We start from the raw sequence: 18,547 nt of genomic DNA, 5'->3' as shown, positions 1-18,547 counted from the left end.
CATAATACTGTCAAACCGCAATAAAATGTGTAGTGTTATAATTGGTGCTGCGTACGCATTTTATTGCGGTTTATATTAATGTGGAAAGGGGGCCTGACGTTGAAAAAAGGAACTAGAAAAATTATTCGTACAGGTACAATTATTACAATCGCCGCTTTGCTCGGCATTACACTTTATTTAAATTTGAGGGACGGCTCTCAAACTGTCAATGTCGGAGACGAGGCAGTGGATTTTAAACTGGAGACACTGGACGGTGAAGAAATTCAGCTGTCTGAATTAACTGCCGAAAACGGCGTTATTTTGAACTTCTGGGGAACATGGTGCAAACCTTGCCGCGAAGAAATGCCGGAAATGAACCAGGTGTATAACGAAGGTCATGAGGATTATGAAATTATTGCTGTGAACGTTTCTGAAAACAAGCAGCAGATTGAGCAGTTTCTTTCGGGATTATCTGAAGATCTCGATTATCCGATAGCATTGGATTCAAACCGCAGTGTAACGAAAGCTTATAATATCGGACCGCTGCCGACGACTGTCGCTGTTAATAAAGAAGGTGTCGTCGTTAAAAAACAGGAATATCAACTGACTAAAGAGGATATCTACGCATTTATAGATGAATCTCTGGAATAGGATGACCTAATATGGAACTCAAGGAAATTAAATGTAATCATTGTGGTCATGTAAACCCTCCCGGCACCCAGCTGTGCCAGTCGTGCGGTAAGATGATCAATGAAGATTACGACAAGAAAAAAATTAAAGACCTGATGCGCTATGACGGAAGTGCAGTGCGTTCAAAGGTTCGTTCACAAAGTATTTTCGATAAGATATGGAACTTCTTCACCTCTATTAAAGTCGGCGTAGGAATCATTGCGATTATCGCAATAGCTGCTGCTATCGGAACAATCCTGCCTCAGGAATACTTTATTCCAATCGGTGCAGATCCGCTGCAGCACTATACAGAACAGTACGGTACATTCGGCACCTTATACTACAAACTCGGCTTTACGCAGCTTTATTCATCATGGTGGTTCGTGCTGCTGATAGGGCTCCTTGCCCTCAGTCTGATTGCAGCGAGTGTCGACAGAGGGGTTCCGCTGTACAAATCACTAAAAAATCAGCGTGCTAAAAAACATGCTTCATTTTTCAAGCGCCAGCGTTTATTTAAAGAATATGAATCAAATGAAAATGCTCAAGCACTTGCCGAGACATTTGAAAACAAAAAATATAAATTAAAAACTGACGGTGACCACTATCTCCTTGAAAAAGGCCGGCTGTCAAGATGGGGCCCTTACATTAACCATACAGGACTGATTATTCTACTTGTAGGAAGTATGCTGAGATTCTTCCCCGGTGTATACATTGATGAAATCATTTACGCACAGGAAGGCGAGACAGTAAGCATACCGACTACCGACGGACAGTATTACATGCGTAACGACGGTTTCACGCTGGATACATACGATGAAGATGCTGGAACGGTTTTTGATCAGTCACTGCAGAACAATATGGAGATGACAATCAGCAACTTCCAGACAGATATTACGATGTTTGAGAACAAAACAGCAGATATCGTCGGTTCATCACCGGATCTTGAAGAAATAGAAAATTACAGTATCCGTGTGAACCACCCGTATTACTTTGACGATTACGAGCTGTATCAGTCAAGTTACGACAACTCGCAAATGAAATCGATGACCTTCAGGCTTGAAGATTCAGAAGGCAATGTACTCGGAGAGAATTTCACAGTCAGTCTCGATGATCCTGCAGACAGCTATGAAATAACTGAAGATATTACGATTAACATGAAAGCTTATTCTCCCGACTTTTTAGAAATCGATGAAAATGGAACATTGATATCCGAAACACCGGTTCCTACAAATCCGGCCTTCGTCTTTGAAGTCGCAGCAGGAGATACTTCGGAACTCAGTCTGCTGCAGATTATGAATTCAACGGATATTACACAGGATAACGAATACAGTATTAAATTCGTCGAAGCCGAAGAGCATATGGCGAGTGTACTGACATTGAAAAAAGATTTATCAATGCCGATTATTGCAACCGGATTTGTGATTTTCCTCATCGGATTATTTATCGGGTCATACATTAATCACCGCAGAATTTGGATTAATGCAGAAGGCGACACGATGAAGATAGCCGCTCACACTAACAAAAACTACTTCGGACTGAAGAAAGAAATGAATGCAGCACTTGCATCCTACGACCTTCCCGAAGTATTCGATAAACAGGAAAAAGAGGAAAATGACAAGATGAAAGGATAGTGTTTAAATTATGGAATCAACCTTTTTATCACTCAGTAACACATTTATATTTATTGCGTTTCTTATACTGCTGATTGCACTTTTACCGCTTGGCATAAGTATTAAATCAAAATCAGAATCGAAAAAATATGAAAAACTTGCAATCTGGATGATTGTGATTGCGTTTATACTTGAACTTTCTTACTTTGTAATGCGCTGGCTCGCAACGGGCCACGCGCCGGTCTCAAACATGTATGAATTTATAGCGATGTTCTCTATTATGCTGATAGGCGGATTTTTAATTACCTATCACTATTTCAAAACGAAGGTGTTCGGTCTATTCGCCATTCCGGTTTCACTGCTCCTTCTCGGATACGGCAGTCTGTTCTCAACAGACGTTCAGCCGCTGATTCCGGCATTGCAGAGTAACTGGCTGGCTATTCACGTTATTACTGTTACCTTGTCTTATGGTATACTGTCCATGAGTGCAGTTGCAGGACTGATCTATTTAATAAAAGCTATTCCTGCAGATGAAAATTCATGGCGCGCACGCTGGCTGGAAGCAGTCATGATAGCGATTCTGACTGTTGTAATGTATATGGTGACAACGGTATTTATGCAGAACATTATCGGCTACAATGATGAGTTCTACTATACCGACCAGCAGGGCCAGCAGGTTATTGCTGAATACCATCTTCCAAGCCTGATTAATTACAATGATGCAATACCGGTAGAGCACGTAGGCAACAATGAATATGAGCCTGCCGACCACTTCCACCTTGGAATTGACCTGCCTCCGGTTATTAAAGCACATACTTTAAATACAGTAGTATGGTCGATTATTATCGGTTTAATTACTTACGGGATTGTACGTCTGATTATTAGAAAACGTCTGTTTTCACTGGTTAAACCTTTAACTAAAAAAGCCGACCTTGCGCTGATGGATGAAATAGGCTACCGCTCTGTTATTATCGGATTCCCGCTGTTTGCACTCGGAGGTATTTTCTTCGCTGCAATCTGGGCTCAGATGGCGTGGAGCAGATTCTGGGGCTGGGACCCGAAAGAAACGTGGGCCTTCATTACATTTATGTTCTATACAATCTTCCTTCACCTCCGCTTAAACCGCGGTTATGAAGGCGAAAAGTCTGCATGGTTAGCCGTAGGCGGGTTCATTCTTATTCTGTTTAACTTGATTGCGATTAACTTAATTGTAGCCGGCCTGCATTCCTACGCATAATATGAAAAGAGGGTAATTATGGCAGAAAAAATATTATTAGTCGATGATGAAGAACGTATTCGTAAATTGCTTAACTTGTACCTGACGAGAGAAGGGTATGAAATTACTGAAGCAGGAGACGGCAGAGAAGCACTGGAGTTTGCATTAAACAATGATTTCCACTGTATTCTTCTCGATTTGATGATGCCGGAAATGAACGGGATTGAAGTCGCAAAAGAACTGCGCAAAGAAAAATCAACGCCCGTTATTATGCTGACAGCAAAAGGTGAAGAAGCTGACCGTGTCGAGGGACTTGAAGTCGGTGCTGACGACTATATCGTGAAGCCGTTCTCGCCCCGCGAAGTCGTGCTGAGAGTAAAAGCAATCTTGCGCCGTTCTTCTGAAACGGCCTTTATCGAGAACGATTCATCAGCCAAAGATATAATCGTGTACGAACATCTTGTTATCGACAACGACGCTCACCGCGTCCTCGCCGATGACAAAAAGGTTAATTTAACACCGAAAGAATACGAGCTGTTATTATTTTTAGCGAAGAGTCCGGATAAAGTATTTAACCGGGAAGAACTGCTGAAAGAAGTGTGGAACTATGACTTCTACGGCGATTTAAGAACAGTCGATACGCACGTTAAGCGTCTCCGCGAGAAACTGAACAAAGTTTCTCCGGAAGCAAGCCAGATGATTCACACAGTCTGGGGTATCGGCTATAAGTTCGAGGTTAATGACAAATGAGTTTTTTCTCCAGCGTTGTAACTAAACTGTGGTTTACTATCTTAATGATAGTAACTACAGTTTTAATTATATTATCGATCATTTTGAGTTTTTATTTCCGAAATTATGCGCTCAGCAGTACAGAAGAACACCTGGAAGACGAACTGAGCCGGATTGAAAATGTAGTGCTGTCGACGCATACACTTGATTTAAACGACTCGTACCTCGCAGCTGAAGAAAACCTGATTATTTATTCCGATGGCCATTTCATTGCCGGCGACAGCGAAATGGCTGAAGAAATATACAGCGAAATTATTACTTCTGATCTGACTTCCAGCACTTTTATCGTCAACGATATAAACGAACGGGAATTTATGGTTAAGGTGTCTGATTTGAGCGAGTTCTTCGAGTCGGATACAGCAATTATAAAATACAGTGATCTTGACAGTCTCAACCAGTCATTTTTAACAGTCTTAATTATTCTGATAATCAGCGCGGCGGTTCTTTTCTTAATGACAACTTTCTTTGCGTTTTTCTTAATTTCAAGAATTACTAAACCGCTGATAGCCTTAAAAAATTCATCCTTCTCAACAGCCGGAGGGAAATACAATCAGCTTAAAGTGACCTCGAGAGATGAAATCGGCGAGCTGACACTAGCATTTAATAAGATGAATAACAATATTAAAAATACAATTACAGAACTGACTCATGAAAAGAATTTAAGAGAAACTGTCTTTTTGTCACTGTCGAACGGAATTATATATTTTAATACATCAGCAGAACCTGTCTACTCTAATGACAGGGGACAGAGCTATTACCAGCTGTTCCAGCAGAATCAAGAAGAATTCGAATCCTTTAAATCGCTGATCAAAGAAGTTTCGAGGTCGGATGAAAACCATCTCGAGCGGCTCGATATTGAAGATCTGCACCTGCAGCTTGCCATGTCTCCAGTTAAATCGCTTGAAGAAGAGAATGGGGTCACGGTACTCATCCGGGATATTACGGATGAATATAATACAGAAAAAATGCGGACGGACTTTATTTCGAGCGTCTCGCATGAGCTTAAAACGCCGATGGTGATGCTGAGCGGATATTCAGAAGCTCTGCTCGATGATATAGTAACCGAACCCGAAGAAGTTAAAGAAATGGTATCGATTATAAAAGACGAATCCGACCGTATGAACAAGCTGGTCAGTGAACTGCTGATTATTGCCCGCATGGATTCTGATGATGTGCTGTACGATATTAAAGTACAGAACTTTACTATGCTGCTTGATGAACTTCATCAGCGCTTTGATTATAAGCTGAAAGATAACAATATTGAGCTGGTTATAGAGGCCGGGAGTGAGACGGTGCAGTTCCCTTTTGATTACGATAAACTGAATCAGGTCTTTACTAACTTAATCGATAATGCAATACGCTATACATCACGAGGAGATATGATTACAATAAATGTTGCAGAAGATCATGAAGACTATGTAAGCATCGAAGTCCGTGACACCGGTACAGGTATTAAGCGTGAGAATCTGAAACATATATTTGAACGATTCTATAAAGCCGATGAAGCACGGACGAGAGGAAAACACGGCACCGGTCTCGGTCTTTACATCGTCAGCAATATTATTAAAAAACACGGCGGAACGATTACTGCAGACAGTACTTTCGGCGAAGGTACAGTATTCACTATTAAACTGCCAAGAAAATAGAAGGGAATGAGCCATTTGGACAGACAGCGACTTCGGAAAATTATTTACATCAGTATATTAAGTGCACTCGCCTTCATTCTGATGCTGATTCAATTTCCGCTGCCTTTTCTGCCGCCATTCTTAATGCTCGATTTATCCGACATACCGGCCTTTATCGGTTTTATATTGTTCGGAGGCATCGGCGGATCATTAATCATCATTATGAAAATAGTACTGTACAGCATTTTAATGGCAAGTGAGCCAATCGGACCGATAGCAAATCTGCTCGCAGCATTTTCATTTCTGCTGCCTGTATATTTTTTCTATTACAAGCGAAAAACAGCGAAAAGCCTGATTGCAGGCTTTATAGCAGGGACTGTCGTGCTGACGCTGGCCCTTGCGGTACTCAACTACTTCGTACTGCTGCCGGCATACGGCCTGATTGTCGACCAGACAGATATTTTCAATAACCTCCGTACGGTAATTACAGCGGGAATTATTCCGTTTAATATCGTTAAAGGTATTATTTTAAGTCTGATCTGTTATGTAATTTATAAAAAGGCGGTTCCTGTTCTGATGAACAGACAGTAAATGAAAGTCATCCGGATATCCGGGTGACTTTTTATTTGGAGGAGTATTTAGCTGGTTAAGATGTTAGCTTTGGTTTACAACGGCGAAATGGTGTTGTTGTCCGAAGCGGTCCGGTTTACAACGGCGGCCTTGCGATGCTATTCGTAGGCGCTCAATCCGTAAATTCTTTCCAGACAAAAAAAGAACGGAATCAATGATTCCGTTCTTGATATTTAAATCAATTTATTCGTATTTTAATGGATCGCCGTCGAATGGTGCATCCTCAACTTTAATCGAGTCTGTCGGGCAGCCATCGAATGCGTCTTCCATGTCTTCAAGCAGGTCCTCAGGCACAGCCGTAACGCCTTTATTATCATCTAAAATGACGTAAGCAATGCCGTCGTCATCGTAATCATATATATCTGGTGCTGCAGCACCACATGCACCGCATGCGATACAAGTATCTTGATCAACAATTGTGTACTTTTTTGCGCACATATATTTCACCTCTTAACGTTTACGATTAGTTCATAACTAATACTAAGAGAAAATCAAAAATTTATCAATGAACAAAAATCGAATTTGTTAACAATCCACCGTAAGTATGATTACTCTTTAAATGTCCATACAAACAATATATAATTAAACCAAGAATGCAGTTACTAGGAGAATGCGCTATGAAAGATGATTTTTACAAAGATATTAACCATAAGCGAGCACAGGATGAGAAGTCTGGTAAAACAAGTGCAGGTAACAAAAAGTCTGGAGAACGAGAACGCGAAACTTTAAGCCGCAGTGCGCGTCATAAAACTAAAGATGCTGCTGACAGTAAACAGCCGGAGAAAAAAGCTCCGAAAAAACAGCAGCCGAAAGATAATAATTTTACAGATAAGCTGAAAGGGTACTTCAGCCGGGAAAATGCCGAAAAAGGCAAGGCGCTGTTTGCAGGAAAGTTATCCTCATATAAACAGCGCATTAACAAGGAAATTAAAATTTCCAAAGAAAAACTCGGCGGCATCGGTGCTGCAAAAGCAGCTGATAAAAAACCCGAACAAAAGAAAGACGGCGGACAGAAACGCATGCTTCCCTGGGTACTTGCCATACTCGTTTTAATTCCTATTACAGTCTTATTGGCATTTTTAATATTTTCGAATTTCTGGCCGTCATTGAACGATGAAATGAAGGTGGCCGATGAAAACACTTCAGAAGAAATCGCAGACGGTGAAGAGACAGAAGAAGAACAGGCTTTTAACGAGGAACTTGAAGCCCAGAAAGCAGAACACGAAAGACGGCTGGCTGAAAACCGCAATGAAGATTTAACTGCAAAAAATATGGAAACAAATTACTCTCAGGAAGAACTTCAAGAGCTTGAAGAAGCTGCACTCAGCGCAATCCGCGGCAAGGAAGACGGTTCCGAGGAAGAGAATCAGTCAGCTTTGGAAGAGTCGGAAGAAAACTCAGAAACTGATTCGGAGGCAGAAACCGCAAGTAACAGTACAGAAACCGCAGGTAACAGTACAGAAAACGAAACGGAAGAAAATACAGAAACAGATACAGACTCCGTCTCAGATGAAACAGAAAACGCCAATGCTTCTCACGTCGTCACATCCGAAGATAACTTATACCGTATTGCTATTCAGTACTACGGCGAGGGCAGCGCAGAAAATGTACAGCGCATCATGGAAGCAAACGGCGTTACTCCGGATAATCTGACCGTTGGACAGGAACTTATAATACCGTAAATGAAAGTAGGCCATTAAATGTCACACATCAGCATCGCAATTGACGGGCCGGCTGCTGCCGGCAAGAGTACTATTGCAAAACGCGTCGCAAAAAAATTAGGATTTTTATATATCGATACCGGTGCAATGTACCGTGCAGTTACTTTGTATGTGCTTGAACACGGCGATGATATTATTAAAGATATCGCTTCGCACATTCACATTACATTCGGCATCAACGACGAAGTATACTTAAATAATAAAGATGTCTCAAAAGAAATCCGCTCGCCGGAAGTTACAAATAACGTCAGCCGTGTTGCGGCAGCCGGCGAGGTCAGAACATATCTCGTTGACATGCAGCGTGAAATAAGCAGAACGAGCAGCGTTGTAATGGACGGCAGGGATATCGGCACGACTGTGCTGCCAGATGCGGACTTGAAAGTTTTTATGATGGCTTCGCCAGAAGTCAGAGCAGAGCGCAGGCTGCTCGAGGAGACTGCACGCGGCAACAACATAGATTTAGCCACACTGACTGCGGAAATCATCCGCCGCGATGAAATTGACAGCACGAGAGAAATTTCACCGCTCGTTCAGGCTCATGACGCAGTCCTTCTCGATACAAGTCAGCTGTCGATTGAAGAAGCTGAAGCAAAGATAATTCAGCTGGCGGAAGATAAACTGGAGGTACAGTAAATGTTATATGAAAGCGCGAGGTTTTTAGTTAAATGCTATTACAAATTAAGATTTAAAATAACGGTAATCGGCGAAGACAGAGTACCGTCATCGGGGCCGGTTATGCTGGTCTCAAATCATATTTCGGATTTCGATCCGCCGCTGATCGGTCTCGCTCTGGAACGCCAGCTGTCATTCTTTGCAAAATCGGAGTTATTCGAACTGCCGGTCATCGGTAAAATATTCCCGAGCCTGAACGCGATTCCCGTATCTCGCGGGAAGAGTGACAGAGCTGCTCTGAAAACTTCTATTAATGCATTAAAAGAAGACCGCTGTCTGTTAATATTTCCAGAAGGCAGCCGCAATAAAGAAGACGTTAAAAAATTACAGCCTCTTCAGCAGGGGGCGAGCTTTATCGCCAGCAAATCAGAAGCACCGATTGTCCCTGTAATTATTAAAGGCGAGTATAATCGAAAAAAAGGTGTTACAATAGTATTTGGCAAGCCGATCGATACGAAAGAGTTTTTAGAGGCAGGCAATACACGCAAAGATTTAACGCTTAAATTAGAGGAAAATCTTAACAATTTACTATTTTCTGAATAATCACTTGACAAAAGACACGAATTGTAAGAAGTTATTTATATACACTGTATAGTAATTGGAGGCAAGCACATGGCGACAGAAGACATTAAGAACGAAGAATCAAACATTGAAGAAAGAGAAGTAAACGATGCACCTGACAACAGCGAAGATTTACAGAATGAAACTGAAACGGCTGATAACAGTCCGTTTGCAGTTGGTGACACAGTAACAGGTACAATCTTTAACATCGAAGACAAGTTTGTAAAAGTTCAAGTGGATGATTCTGACTACGAAGGCATAATTCCAATCAGTCAGCTTACAAACAAACGCATCGAGCACCCGAATGACATTATTGCACTTGATGATTCAATCACTGCAGTAGTTATCAAAGTGGAAGATGATGCTAAAAACATCATCATTTCAATCCGCAAGCTCGATGAACAAAAAGCATACGAAGATTTAAAACAGAAACAAGATGCTGATGCAACGCTAGAAGGTACTGTTGTAGAAGCAGTTAAGGCCGGTCTTGTACTAGACGTCGGCGTGAGAGGATTTATTCCTGCATCACTTCTTTCTGATGAATATATTGAAGACCTTGAACAGTTCAACGGTCAGACTCTGGAAGTTAAAGTCGAAGATATCGATCAGGAGAAAAACAGAGTAATTCTTAACCGCAAACGCATCGTTGAAGGTGAGAAATCAAAACAGCGCCAGGAAGAACTTCAAAACCTGGAGATCGGCAGCATTATCGAAGGTGAAGTTGTACGCACGACTTCTTTCGGTGCATTCATTAATATCGGCAGCGCAGACGGTCTTGCACACATTTCAGAACTGAGCTACAGCCGTGTTAACAGCGTCGAAGACGCAGTTGAAATCGGACAAAAAGTTAAAGTGAAAGTTCTTGATGTTAATCCTGAAGAGGAACGCATCAGCCTCTCTGTGAAACAAGCCGGCGAATCACCATTCAATAAGTTTATCGATGCTCACAGCACAGGCGATGTGCTGACGGGAACTGTTAAACGTCTCGTTGACTTCGGTGCTTTCGTTGAAGTAGAACCTGGTGTTGAAGGACTGGTTCACATTTCAGAAATTGCACATGAACATGTAAATGTACCTGGCGATGTACTGAAAGAAGATCAGGAAATTGAAGTGAAAATCATCGACTTAGACAAAGATAACGAAAAGATTTCACTGTCAATCAAGGCTCTGGAATCTGCTCCGCCAAAATCAAAACAGCCTAAGCGCGAAGAAAACGCACGCGTTTACACTGATGATACTGAAGACGATGCACCTACTTTAGGAGACATGTTCGGCGATCGTTTTAAAAACTTAGACTTATAATATTAGAACTCATTAATGAATAAAGAGCGATGATACTATCGCTCTTTATTTTATTTGTGTTAAAATATATGTGCATACAGGGAGGGTAACAATGTATAAACCAACAGTAGCAGTAGTAGGTCGGCCGAATGTCGGCAAGTCCACACTTTTTAACAGAATTATCGGGGAAAGAAAGGCAATTGTCGAAGATTCTCCGGGCGTTACAAGAGACAGATTGTACGCCGAAGGTGACTGGTTAAATTATACTTTTAATTTAATTGATACAGGCGGTATTGAAATTAAAGATGAGCCGTTTCAGCAGCAGATTAAAATGCAGGCGGAAATCGCAATTCTTGAAGCAGATGTTATTTTAATGATTGTAAACGGCAGAGACGGTGTGACGAGCGATGATTTATTCGTTGCGAGAATTTTACAGAAGTCAAAAAAACCCGTCGTCCTTGCTGTAAACAAAATTGATAACTATGAAATGCGCAGTGAAATATACGAGTTTTACCAGCTTGGGCTCGGAGAACCCTGGCCGGTATCCGGATCACATGGTCTCGGACTTGGAGATGCGCTCGACGAAGTCGTCCAGCACTTTAAAAATCTGGAAACAGAAGTCGAAGAAGACCCGTCGATTAAAGTATCTTTAATCGGCCGTCCGAATGTTGGTAAATCCAGCCTGGTCAACGCTATTCTCGGCGAGGAGCGAGTTATTGTTTCCGATATAGCAGGCACGACGCGCGATGCGGTCGATACAGCGTATACTTTTGAAGATGAACCGTACACTTTAATCGACACAGCGGGTATGAGAAAGCGCGGTAAAGTATATGAAGCAACCGAAAAATATTCAGTGCTCCGTGCAACCCGGGCGATTGAACGTTCCGATGTTGTTCTCGTCGTGCTGAACGGTGAGGAAGGCATCCGCGAACAGGATAAAAGAATTGCAGGTCTTGCACATGAAGCGGGCCGAGCGATTATAATTGTCGTCAACAAATGGGATGCAGTCGAAAAAGATGAAAAGACAATGCGCAAATTTGAACTGGAAATCAGATCGAACTTCCAGTATCTGGACTACGCACCGATTACTTTCGTCTCTGCTATGACTAAAGTCCGTCTTAAAACTTTGTTCCCGCTTATTCAACAAGCGTACGCATCAAGTCATATGCGCGTAAAGTCGAGCACACTGAACGAAGTACTTGTAGACAGTGTCAGCATGAATCCAACGCCGACAGACTCAACAGGTCGCCGTTTAAGTATATATTACGGTACGCAGGTGAGCGTCGGCCCGCCGACCTTCGTCCTGTTCGTGAACGACGTGGAGCTGATGCATTTCAGCTACAGACGGTATATAGAAAATCAGCTGCGAAAAGCCTTTGATTTCACCGGCACGCCGATTCACATTATCAGCCGTAAACGAAATTAGAAAGTAGGGTATCAATATGAACATCTCAGTCATTGGAACAGGTAGTTTTGGTACAAGCCTCTCGATGGTCTTAAATGACAATAATAATCGAGTAATGATGTACGGGAGAAATCAAGATACTGTCCAGGAAATAAATGAAAGACACACCAACAGCCGATATTTAAAAGATATCAAGCTGTCTGAAACTATTACAGCAACAGCATCACTAAAAGAAGCTGCAGCACATGCTGAACTTTTAGTGCTTGCGGTACCGGTGAATGCGATGCGTTCAGTCGCTTCCGACTTAAACGGATACCTCGAAGAATTAAATAAACAGGTTCTTGTAGTACATGTAGCAAAAGGACTTGAATTAAATACTTACAAACGCGTTTCGGAAGTCCTCGAAGAAGTATTCGATGAAGCACGTGTCTCTGATATTTGTGTGCTCAGCGGACCGAGCCATGCAGAAGAAGTTGCTCTGAAGCAGCCGACAACTGTCAGCACAGCATCTCTTTCAGAAGAAGGTGCTGAAATTATTCAGGATGTCTTTATGACGGATTATTTCAGAGTATACGTTAATAACGATATGGTCGGAGTGGAAATCGGAGGAGCGCTGAAAAATATAGTTGCTCTCGCTGTCGGTGCACTGGCAGGCTACGGTTTCGGCGATAATCCTAAAGCTGCGGTTATTACACGCGGACTCCATGAAATCGCCCGTCTCGGTACGAAACTCGGGGCAAATCCGCTGACCTTCCTCGGCCTGGCAGGAATGGGAGATCTGATTGTTACAGCGACCAGCCAGCACTCGAGAAACTACCGCTGCGGCCAGATGCTTGCAGGCGGGTTAACTCTTAAAGAAGCGACAGAACAAATGGGTATGGTGGTCGAAGGCGTCAATACGACCAAAGCCGCTTATGAGCTTTCTGAACAGCACGATGTTGAGATGCCGATTACGAAAGTTCTGTACGGTTACTTATTTAACGGCATCAGCGAAGATGAAGCATTCACTGCACTGATGAAGCGTGAAAAAACTTCGGAATCAGAAGGTTTGAAACAATTACTGGAGAGTCAAATAAAAAATAGTAAATAGTTAGAGGTAAATATATGTTTGATATTTCAAGAATGGACTTAATGTGGGTGTCATTTGTGTCAATCGGCTTTATGGCACTTGCGGCGGTCTTAATATATCTGGCAAGATTTGTTATTACTATTCGTTTTGTCAGCGTTATCGTTTCTTTAGTGGCGTGGGTGCTCTTAATACTCGCTTTTCTCCTGATGATTTTAGTTATCGGAGGATCCACACATGCGTAAACTGACTTATATTTTAACTGCAGCACTGGCGCTCTTCGTATTAACCGGGTGCATGTATCCTGATGACGAGCGCGCAGGAAGCAATATTCCGCCTGAAACCGATATAGACAATGTACAGAACGCAGTCGAAAACTTCAGGGAAAAGGAAGGCGGTATCCTGCCGATTAAAACCACTGAGGATTCTGCGGAGTATTTAAAATACCCGGTTGAATTTACCAGAATTGTACCCGAGTACTTAAGTGAGATTCCGGTAACAGCGTACGAAAACGGCGGGAACTTTCAATATGTTATACTCGATGCAGAAAATAATCCGACGGTAAAAATTGCGGATCTTGCCATTATCGAAGAGCTGCGTTCGCTGAGCCTCCGCATTAATGGTATGGGCGAGCACGTCGAACTCGGAGAACAGATTGGTCCGAACGTTTATCAGCTTGACCTGGAACATTACAATCTCGCTGAGAATCCGACTGTCACCAGCCCTTATACCGGACGCGAGCTGAATGTCTATTACAGCGGCGGTGAGGAATTTGTCGTCGATTACAGAGATGATCTGAATCTGATGATTGAAAACGAAGGCCTCGAATTTGAAACGGGCGAGGATATCCGTGAAGTTCTTTATGAGCTTACCCCGATAGTGCCGATATATGCGCCTGAAATGACAGTTGACGAGAATAACGAAGCCATATTTATGACGAGTGTGCATAAAAGTTAATTTATGCCCTTTTTTTAAAGTAAAAAACGTTTAAATCCGTTGCAGTCCCTACGGCCGTATGGTAAAGTCAAAACATAATGATAAAATCATTATACAGATTATAGGAGGTCTATCAGATGAATAAGACAGATTTAATCAACGCTGTCAGCGACAAAGCTGACCTTACAAAAAAAGAAGCAGGAGCTGCAGTAGACGCAGTTTTTGAATCAATTCAATCTTCACTTCAAAACGGTGAAAAAGTACAGTTAATCGGATTCGGCAACTTTGAAGTACGTGACCGTGCTGCAAGAAAAGGCCGCAACCCGCAGTCTGGTGAAGAAATCGAAATTCCAGCATCTAAAGTACCTGCATTTAAAGCTGGTAAAGCACTTAAAGACGCAGTTAAATAATTTATCTACTAGGCCTAACATTGAAACGTTAGGTCTATTCATTTATAAGGTGATATTTATGAAATATTCAGCCACGGAAACCTATAACGATTCGACACTTCAGGAATTGATTGAAAAGCTGGATCAAAATGAAATTACTGAATTTTTTTCAGATAATAAAAATATAATTTATAAAAGACACATTTGTGATGCGGTTCTTTTATTTACATATGCTTTAAATCAGCTCGACAGAATACCATCTGCGGACAAGCGCGAACAGCATGTTCTGACAGGGGACTATTATTTCAGCGAGTTCTATTCGGCACTTGCATGCCACGGAGAAATGCAGGTTGTTCACGATATGGTTGAAATCTCGAAAAATCTGGCTTCTAAAAAATCCAGACAGTACGAACACAAGCTTGAACTTTCCGACAGCGAATTAAAGTACCTGCTATTTGCACCGCTTTTGTATTTAATAGATAATGGGTATGTGAAGTCTGACCTCGATGACGTACTCGGCTGTTTTATTAAAAACATGAACCGTTCGGAGCTGGCATACATAATAAATACAAAAGGTGAAAGCTAATGCAAACAGAAAATAGAATTCAGACAATCTTCAATTCCATTTCAGATGATTACGATCACATGAACGATATCATAAGCTTTAATCAGCATACGATATGGCGCAACAAGACGAACAAGGAAATCTTTGTGAAACCGGGCCATCAGGTGCTCGACCTGTGCTGCGGCACAGGAGACTGGACAATCCAGCTTGCCGAAGAAAATAAAGACGCTGATATTACCGGACTCGATTTCAGCGAGAACATGCTGAAAGTCGCAGACAAAAAAACTGCTGATCTTAAAAATGTTACACTGGTGCAGGGCGACGCTACGGATCTTCCCTATGGGGATGATTCATTTGATATTATTACAATCGGTTTTGGCCTCCGCAACCTGCCTGATTATGAAGGTGCAGTCGAAGAGTTTTACCGCGTGCTGAAACCGGGCGGCCAGCTTGTGATTCTCGAAACTTCCAATCCTGAAAACAGCCTGATTAATTTCGGTTTTAATATTTATTTCGGTAAAATCATGCCGTTTCTCGGCCAGAAAATTGCCGGCAGCGGACAGGAATATACCTGGCTGTATGAATCGACGAGCAGCTTTTTAACAAAAGCTGAGTTGAAAATGATGATGCACCGCTCAGGGTATATAAATATCAAAGTAATCCCTCATACATTTGGTACTGCAGCAACTCATATCGGCTACAAACCGCTAGAGGCTGCAATGTGAAATCTTTAAAAAAATTTATGGCGGGAGAACTGACCCGTGTTAAAAAAATTGTTAAAGAGGAACTGAAACCAAATGGCACGATAGTTAACGATAAGAGTTTCGAGCTGTTTAACTCTGGGGGAAAGAAACTTCGTCCCATGTTTACGATACTTGCCGGTAAACTGGGAGGAGAAGAACATTATAATGATGTACTGAAAACAAGTGCGAGCCTCGAACTGCTGCATATGGCGACACTGGTCCATGATGATATTATCGATGACAGTGAGCTCCGCCGGGGCAAACCGACTGTATTTTATGAAGAAGGCTATTTTCAGGCAGTTAATACCGGCAACTATTTGCTTTCTTCTGCCCTGCAGATAGTCAGTAAAATAAACAATCCTGCCTTCCATGCAGTCTATTCTTCGGGCATCAGGGAAATTGTGAAGGGGGAGCTCGTCCAGTTTGATACGCAGTTTGATGCCGCTCAGACACTGGATGATTATTTCAAAAAAATCTACCGCAAGACTGCGCTGCTGATTGTGCTCAGTATTGAACTCGGCGCTCATGCGGCGAAACTGGACGCTGAGTTGATGGAGAAACTCCGGACTTACGGCTATCATATCGGCATGAGCTTCCAGATTATCGATGACTGCCTCGATTTTACCGGCAGTACGAAAACGCTCGGCAAACCGAATTACTCGGATATTAAAAACGGGCATTATACGCTGCCTGTACTGCTTTTGAGAGACTCGGATTCCGAGTTTAAATCGATGCTCGAACAGTTTTCCCTGACAAAGGAAAATCCGGGCGCTTTAATTGACTATATATTAAAAAGCGATGCAGTGGACCAGGCACTTGCTGTCAGCACGGAACATCTCGAACTTGCCGAGGCTGAAATCAGCAATATCGATGAGCCGGTTAGACATTATCTGACGGAAATTGCCGGTATGTTGAAAAACAGGCGAAATTAGTTTGTAAACACACTGTACATAATGATAAAATGATATTCGAAAACACATTTAAGGAGCTTACTATAATGGAAAAAACATTTCTTATGATTAAACCTGATGGTGTCCAAAGAAATCTTATCGGACCTATCGTTGAAAGATTAGAAAACAAAGGTTTCAAAGTTGTCGGTGCTAAATTAATGCAGGTCTCTGAAGATCTTGCTAAAACTCACTACGGTGAGCACAGCGAAAGACCTTTCTTCGGCGAGCTTGTAGACTTCATCACTTCAGGTCCAGTTTTCGCAATGGTTCTTGAAGGTGAAAATGTTATTAAAACTGCACGTCTAGTTGTCGGTTCTACAAACCCTCAGGAAGCTGCTCCTGGAACAATCCGCGGAGATTTCGGTTTAACTGTCGGTAAAAACATTATTCACGGATCAGATTCACCTGAAAGTGCTGAAAGAGAAATTAACTTATTCTTCGACGAATCTGAAGTATTAGATTACGACCTATCTAATAGCGCTTGGATTTACTAAAACTTGCAACCAGGCTGGGTAATAACATTACTCAGTCTTTTTTTCATATATATAAATAATTCAGATAGAGGTGCTTACAATGAGATTTTTAACTTCAGGAGAATCACACGGCCCGAAAGTCAACGCCATTGTCGAAGGATTCCCTTCAAACCTTCCTGTTAACAAAGAACGCATGCAGGAGGAGCTGTTTAAACGCCAGGGCGGATACGGGCGCGGACGCCGTATGCAGATTGAAAAAGATACGTTCGAATTCGGTTCAGGCGTCCGCCACGGCAAAACACTCGGCAGTCCGATTATGATGGAAGTCAATAACGATGATTTTAAACATTGGGTCAATATTATGGGAGCCGAGCCGATTACAGAAGAAGAAGAAGCGGAAATGAAACGCATTATTACGAAACCGCGTCCGGGACATGCAGATCTCGTCGGCGGAATGAAGTACAACCACCGTGATCTGCGCAATATTCTTGAGCGCTCTTCTGCCCGTGAAACAACTGCACGTGTTGCTGTAGGTGCCCTCTGTAAAGAATTGCTGCATGCTCTCGATATAAATATTACTTCCCGCGTGACTAAAATCGGCGAAGTTACAGATGATGGTATATACAATTTCGATGAATTAAGTGAAAAATCGGCTGACTCAAGTGTGCGTATGATTTCAGATGAGGCAACAAAACAGGCTGAAGATACGATTGATGACGCGAAGAAGAGAGGAGATACACTCGGCGGTGTCGTTGAAGTCATCGTTGAAAATCCTCCAGTAGGCTTGGGATCACACGTGCATTACGACCGTAAACTCGATGCAAAAATTGCACGCAGCATCGTCAGTATTAATGCATTTAAAGGTGTCGAGTTCGGCATGGGCTTTAAGATGGCTGAAACTCCAGGTTCAAAAGTGCAGGATGAAATTAAATTCGACTCTGAAGACGGTTTTTACCGCAGTTCGAACAATCTCGGCGGTTTCGAAGGCGGCATGACAACGGGAATGCCGCTTGTTGTCCGCGGAGTAATGAAGCCGATACCGACGCTTTACAAACCGCTGATGAGTGTCGATATCGAAACGAAAGAAGCATTTACCGCAACGATTGAACGCAGTGACCCTTGTGCGGTGCCGGCTGCATCTATTGTCGCTGAACACATGGTCGCAATCGAAGTGGCGGAAGCAATTTTAGACAAATTCCCAAGCGATGACTTCGGTGATCTGAAAGCTTCTCTCGAACTATACAACAAACGTTTAAGCGAGTATTAA

Annotated in this window: 21 protein-coding genes; 20 read left to right on the top strand and 1 reads right to left on the bottom strand. The window is 42.3% G+C overall.

Annotation, left to right across the window (positions count from 1 at the left end; genetic code table 11):
* Positions 1–99: 99 nt before the first annotated feature.
* From DFR63_RS03380 to DFR63_RS03355, 6 genes are read left to right on the top strand one after another with little or no spacing between them, the layout of a single operon-like run.
* Positions 100–630, top strand: a complete 531-nt coding sequence (locus DFR63_RS03380) for a redoxin domain-containing protein (protein ID WP_115884326.1) — start codon at positions 100–102, stop codon at positions 628–630.
* An 11-nt stretch (positions 631–641) separates the two neighbouring features.
* Entirely contained in the window at positions 642–2,279 is a 1,638-nt protein-coding gene (locus tag DFR63_RS03375; RefSeq protein WP_115884325.1) for a cytochrome c biogenesis ResB family protein, read from the top strand.
* A 10-nt stretch (positions 2,280–2,289) separates the two neighbouring features.
* Positions 2,290–3,495 carry a c-type cytochrome biogenesis protein CcsB gene (gene ccsB, locus DFR63_RS03370; protein ID WP_115884324.1) on the top strand — a complete coding sequence of 402 codons (1,206 nt, stop codon included), beginning with the start codon at positions 2,290–2,292 and terminating at the stop codon, positions 3,493–3,495.
* 18 nt (positions 3,496–3,513) lie between these two features.
* Positions 3,514–4,224: a response regulator transcription factor gene (locus tag DFR63_RS03365; protein WP_115884323.1), complete on the top strand. Its 711-nt coding sequence runs from the start codon at positions 3,514–3,516 to the stop codon at positions 4,222–4,224.
* Between the two features lie 44 nt (positions 4,225–4,268).
* Complete coding sequence (locus tag DFR63_RS03360) at positions 4,269–5,909, top strand: sensor histidine kinase (RefSeq protein WP_245954117.1); 1,641 nt, start codon at positions 4,269–4,271, stop codon at positions 5,907–5,909.
* Positions 5,910–5,924: 15 nt separating this feature from the next.
* On the top strand, positions 5,925–6,479 hold the full coding sequence (locus DFR63_RS03355) for an ECF transporter S component (RefSeq protein WP_115884321.1): 555 nt from the start codon (positions 5,925–5,927) through the stop codon (positions 6,477–6,479).
* 222 nt (positions 6,480–6,701) lie between these two features.
* Here DFR63_RS03355 and DFR63_RS03350 read toward each other — a convergent pair whose 3' ends face one another.
* Positions 6,702–6,956, bottom strand: coding sequence for a ferredoxin (locus tag DFR63_RS03350; protein WP_115884320.1), 255 nt, complete (start codon positions 6,954–6,956; stop codon positions 6,702–6,704).
* Positions 6,957–7,135: 179 nt separating this feature from the next.
* Between DFR63_RS03350 and DFR63_RS03345 the strand changes: the two genes are divergently transcribed.
* The 14 genes from DFR63_RS03345 to aroC all read left to right on the top strand — a co-directional run bounded on the left by DFR63_RS03345 (position 7,136) and on the right by aroC (position 18,547).
* Entirely contained in the window at positions 7,136–8,200 is a 1,065-nt protein-coding gene (locus DFR63_RS03345) for a LysM peptidoglycan-binding domain-containing protein (protein WP_162842264.1), read from the top strand.
* Between the two features lie 18 nt (positions 8,201–8,218).
* Positions 8,219–8,872, top strand: coding sequence for a (d)CMP kinase (cmk, locus tag DFR63_RS03340; protein WP_115884318.1), 654 nt, complete (start codon positions 8,219–8,221; stop codon positions 8,870–8,872).
* Entirely contained in the window at positions 8,873–9,454 is a 582-nt protein-coding gene (locus DFR63_RS03335; protein ID WP_115884317.1) for a lysophospholipid acyltransferase family protein, read from the top strand.
* A 69-nt stretch (positions 9,455–9,523) separates the two neighbouring features.
* Positions 9,524–10,774, top strand: coding sequence for a 30S ribosomal protein S1 (gene rpsA, locus DFR63_RS03330; protein ID WP_115884316.1), 1,251 nt, complete (start codon positions 9,524–9,526; stop codon positions 10,772–10,774).
* 91 nt (positions 10,775–10,865) lie between these two features.
* Positions 10,866–12,179: a ribosome biogenesis GTPase Der gene (gene der, locus DFR63_RS03325; protein WP_115884315.1), complete on the top strand. Its 1,314-nt coding sequence runs from the start codon at positions 10,866–10,868 to the stop codon at positions 12,177–12,179.
* A 16-nt stretch (positions 12,180–12,195) separates the two neighbouring features.
* On the top strand, positions 12,196–13,248 hold the full coding sequence (locus DFR63_RS03320; RefSeq protein WP_115884314.1) for an NAD(P)H-dependent glycerol-3-phosphate dehydrogenase: 1,053 nt from the start codon (positions 12,196–12,198) through the stop codon (positions 13,246–13,248).
* Between the two features lie 14 nt (positions 13,249–13,262).
* On the top strand, positions 13,263–13,469 hold the full coding sequence (locus DFR63_RS03315; protein ID WP_194194244.1) for a DUF2768 family protein: 207 nt from the start codon (positions 13,263–13,265) through the stop codon (positions 13,467–13,469).
* Positions 13,462–14,181: a hypothetical protein gene (locus DFR63_RS03310; RefSeq protein WP_115884313.1), complete on the top strand. Its 720-nt coding sequence runs from the start codon at positions 13,462–13,464 to the stop codon at positions 14,179–14,181. The genes DFR63_RS03315 and DFR63_RS03310 overlap by 8 nt, the downstream gene beginning before the upstream one ends.
* Positions 14,182–14,297: 116 nt before the next feature.
* On the top strand, positions 14,298–14,570 hold the full coding sequence (locus tag DFR63_RS03305; protein WP_115884312.1) for an HU family DNA-binding protein: 273 nt from the start codon (positions 14,298–14,300) through the stop codon (positions 14,568–14,570).
* Between the two features lie 58 nt (positions 14,571–14,628).
* Complete coding sequence (locus DFR63_RS03300; RefSeq protein WP_115884311.1) at positions 14,629–15,135, top strand: hypothetical protein; 507 nt, start codon at positions 14,629–14,631, stop codon at positions 15,133–15,135.
* The gene (locus DFR63_RS03295) at positions 15,135–15,839 is read left to right on the top strand and encodes a demethylmenaquinone methyltransferase (RefSeq protein ID WP_115884310.1); all 705 of its coding nucleotides are present in this window, start codon (positions 15,135–15,137) and stop codon (positions 15,837–15,839) included. Before DFR63_RS03300 ends, DFR63_RS03295 begins: the two co-directional genes overlap by 1 nt.
* Positions 15,836–16,789, top strand: a complete 954-nt coding sequence (locus tag DFR63_RS03290; RefSeq protein ID WP_115884309.1) for a polyprenyl synthetase family protein — start codon at positions 15,836–15,838, stop codon at positions 16,787–16,789. Before DFR63_RS03295 ends, DFR63_RS03290 begins: the two co-directional genes overlap by 4 nt.
* Before the next feature lie 65 nt (positions 16,790–16,854).
* Positions 16,855–17,301 carry a nucleoside-diphosphate kinase gene (gene ndk / locus DFR63_RS03285; RefSeq protein WP_115884308.1) on the top strand — a complete coding sequence of 149 codons (447 nt, stop codon included), beginning with the start codon at positions 16,855–16,857 and terminating at the stop codon, positions 17,299–17,301.
* Between the two features lie 79 nt (positions 17,302–17,380).
* Entirely contained in the window at positions 17,381–18,547 is a 1,167-nt protein-coding gene (gene aroC / locus DFR63_RS03280; RefSeq protein WP_115884307.1) for a chorismate synthase, read from the top strand.

Source organism: Jeotgalicoccus halotolerans (assembly GCF_003387165.1).
GTDB classification, from domain to species: domain Bacteria; phylum Bacillota; class Bacilli; order Staphylococcales; family Salinicoccaceae; genus Jeotgalicoccus; species Jeotgalicoccus halotolerans.
The sequence above is the reverse complement of the archived record's forward strand: the minus strand, read 5'-3'. Positions and strand labels throughout refer to the sequence as shown.

What these genes read in the sequence shown, in the direction of transcription:
- DFR63_RS03360 (WP_245954117.1), top strand. Translation starts at nt 4,269, where the DNA reads ATGATAGTAACTACAGTTTTAATTATATTATCGATCATTTTGAGTTTT.
- DFR63_RS03310 (WP_115884313.1), top strand. Translation starts at nt 13,462, where the DNA reads ATGCGTAAACTGACTTATATTTTAACTGCAGCACTGGCGCTCTTCGTA.
- aroC (WP_115884307.1), top strand. Translation starts at nt 17,381, where the DNA reads ATGAGATTTTTAACTTCAGGAGAATCACACGGCCCGAAAGTCAACGCC.
- DFR63_RS03345 (WP_162842264.1), top strand. Translation starts at nt 7,136, where the DNA reads ATGAAAGATGATTTTTACAAAGATATTAACCATAAGCGAGCACAGGAT.
- der (WP_115884315.1), top strand. Translation starts at nt 10,866, where the DNA reads ATGTATAAACCAACAGTAGCAGTAGTAGGTCGGCCGAATGTCGGCAAG.
- DFR63_RS03295 (WP_115884310.1), top strand. Translation starts at nt 15,135, where the DNA reads ATGCAAACAGAAAATAGAATTCAGACAATCTTCAATTCCATTTCAGAT.
- DFR63_RS03350 (WP_115884320.1), bottom strand. Translation starts at nt 6,956, where the DNA reads ATGTGCGCAAAAAAGTACACAATTGTTGATCAAGATACTTGTATCGCA.
- cmk (WP_115884318.1), top strand. Translation starts at nt 8,219, where the DNA reads ATGTCACACATCAGCATCGCAATTGACGGGCCGGCTGCTGCCGGCAAG.
- rpsA (WP_115884316.1), top strand. Translation starts at nt 9,524, where the DNA reads ATGGCGACAGAAGACATTAAGAACGAAGAATCAAACATTGAAGAAAGA.
- ndk (WP_115884308.1), top strand. Translation starts at nt 16,855, where the DNA reads ATGGAAAAAACATTTCTTATGATTAAACCTGATGGTGTCCAAAGAAAT.
- DFR63_RS03375 (WP_115884325.1), top strand. Translation starts at nt 642, where the DNA reads ATGGAACTCAAGGAAATTAAATGTAATCATTGTGGTCATGTAAACCCT.
- DFR63_RS03315 (WP_194194244.1), top strand. Translation starts at nt 13,263, where the DNA reads ATGTTTGATATTTCAAGAATGGACTTAATGTGGGTGTCATTTGTGTCA.
- DFR63_RS03335 (WP_115884317.1), top strand. Translation starts at nt 8,873, where the DNA reads ATGTTATATGAAAGCGCGAGGTTTTTAGTTAAATGCTATTACAAATTA.
- ccsB (WP_115884324.1), top strand. Translation starts at nt 2,290, where the DNA reads ATGGAATCAACCTTTTTATCACTCAGTAACACATTTATATTTATTGCG.
- DFR63_RS03365 (WP_115884323.1), top strand. Translation starts at nt 3,514, where the DNA reads ATGGCAGAAAAAATATTATTAGTCGATGATGAAGAACGTATTCGTAAA.
- DFR63_RS03305 (WP_115884312.1), top strand. Translation starts at nt 14,298, where the DNA reads ATGAATAAGACAGATTTAATCAACGCTGTCAGCGACAAAGCTGACCTT.
- DFR63_RS03320 (WP_115884314.1), top strand. Translation starts at nt 12,196, where the DNA reads ATGAACATCTCAGTCATTGGAACAGGTAGTTTTGGTACAAGCCTCTCG.
- DFR63_RS03300 (WP_115884311.1), top strand. Translation starts at nt 14,629, where the DNA reads ATGAAATATTCAGCCACGGAAACCTATAACGATTCGACACTTCAGGAA.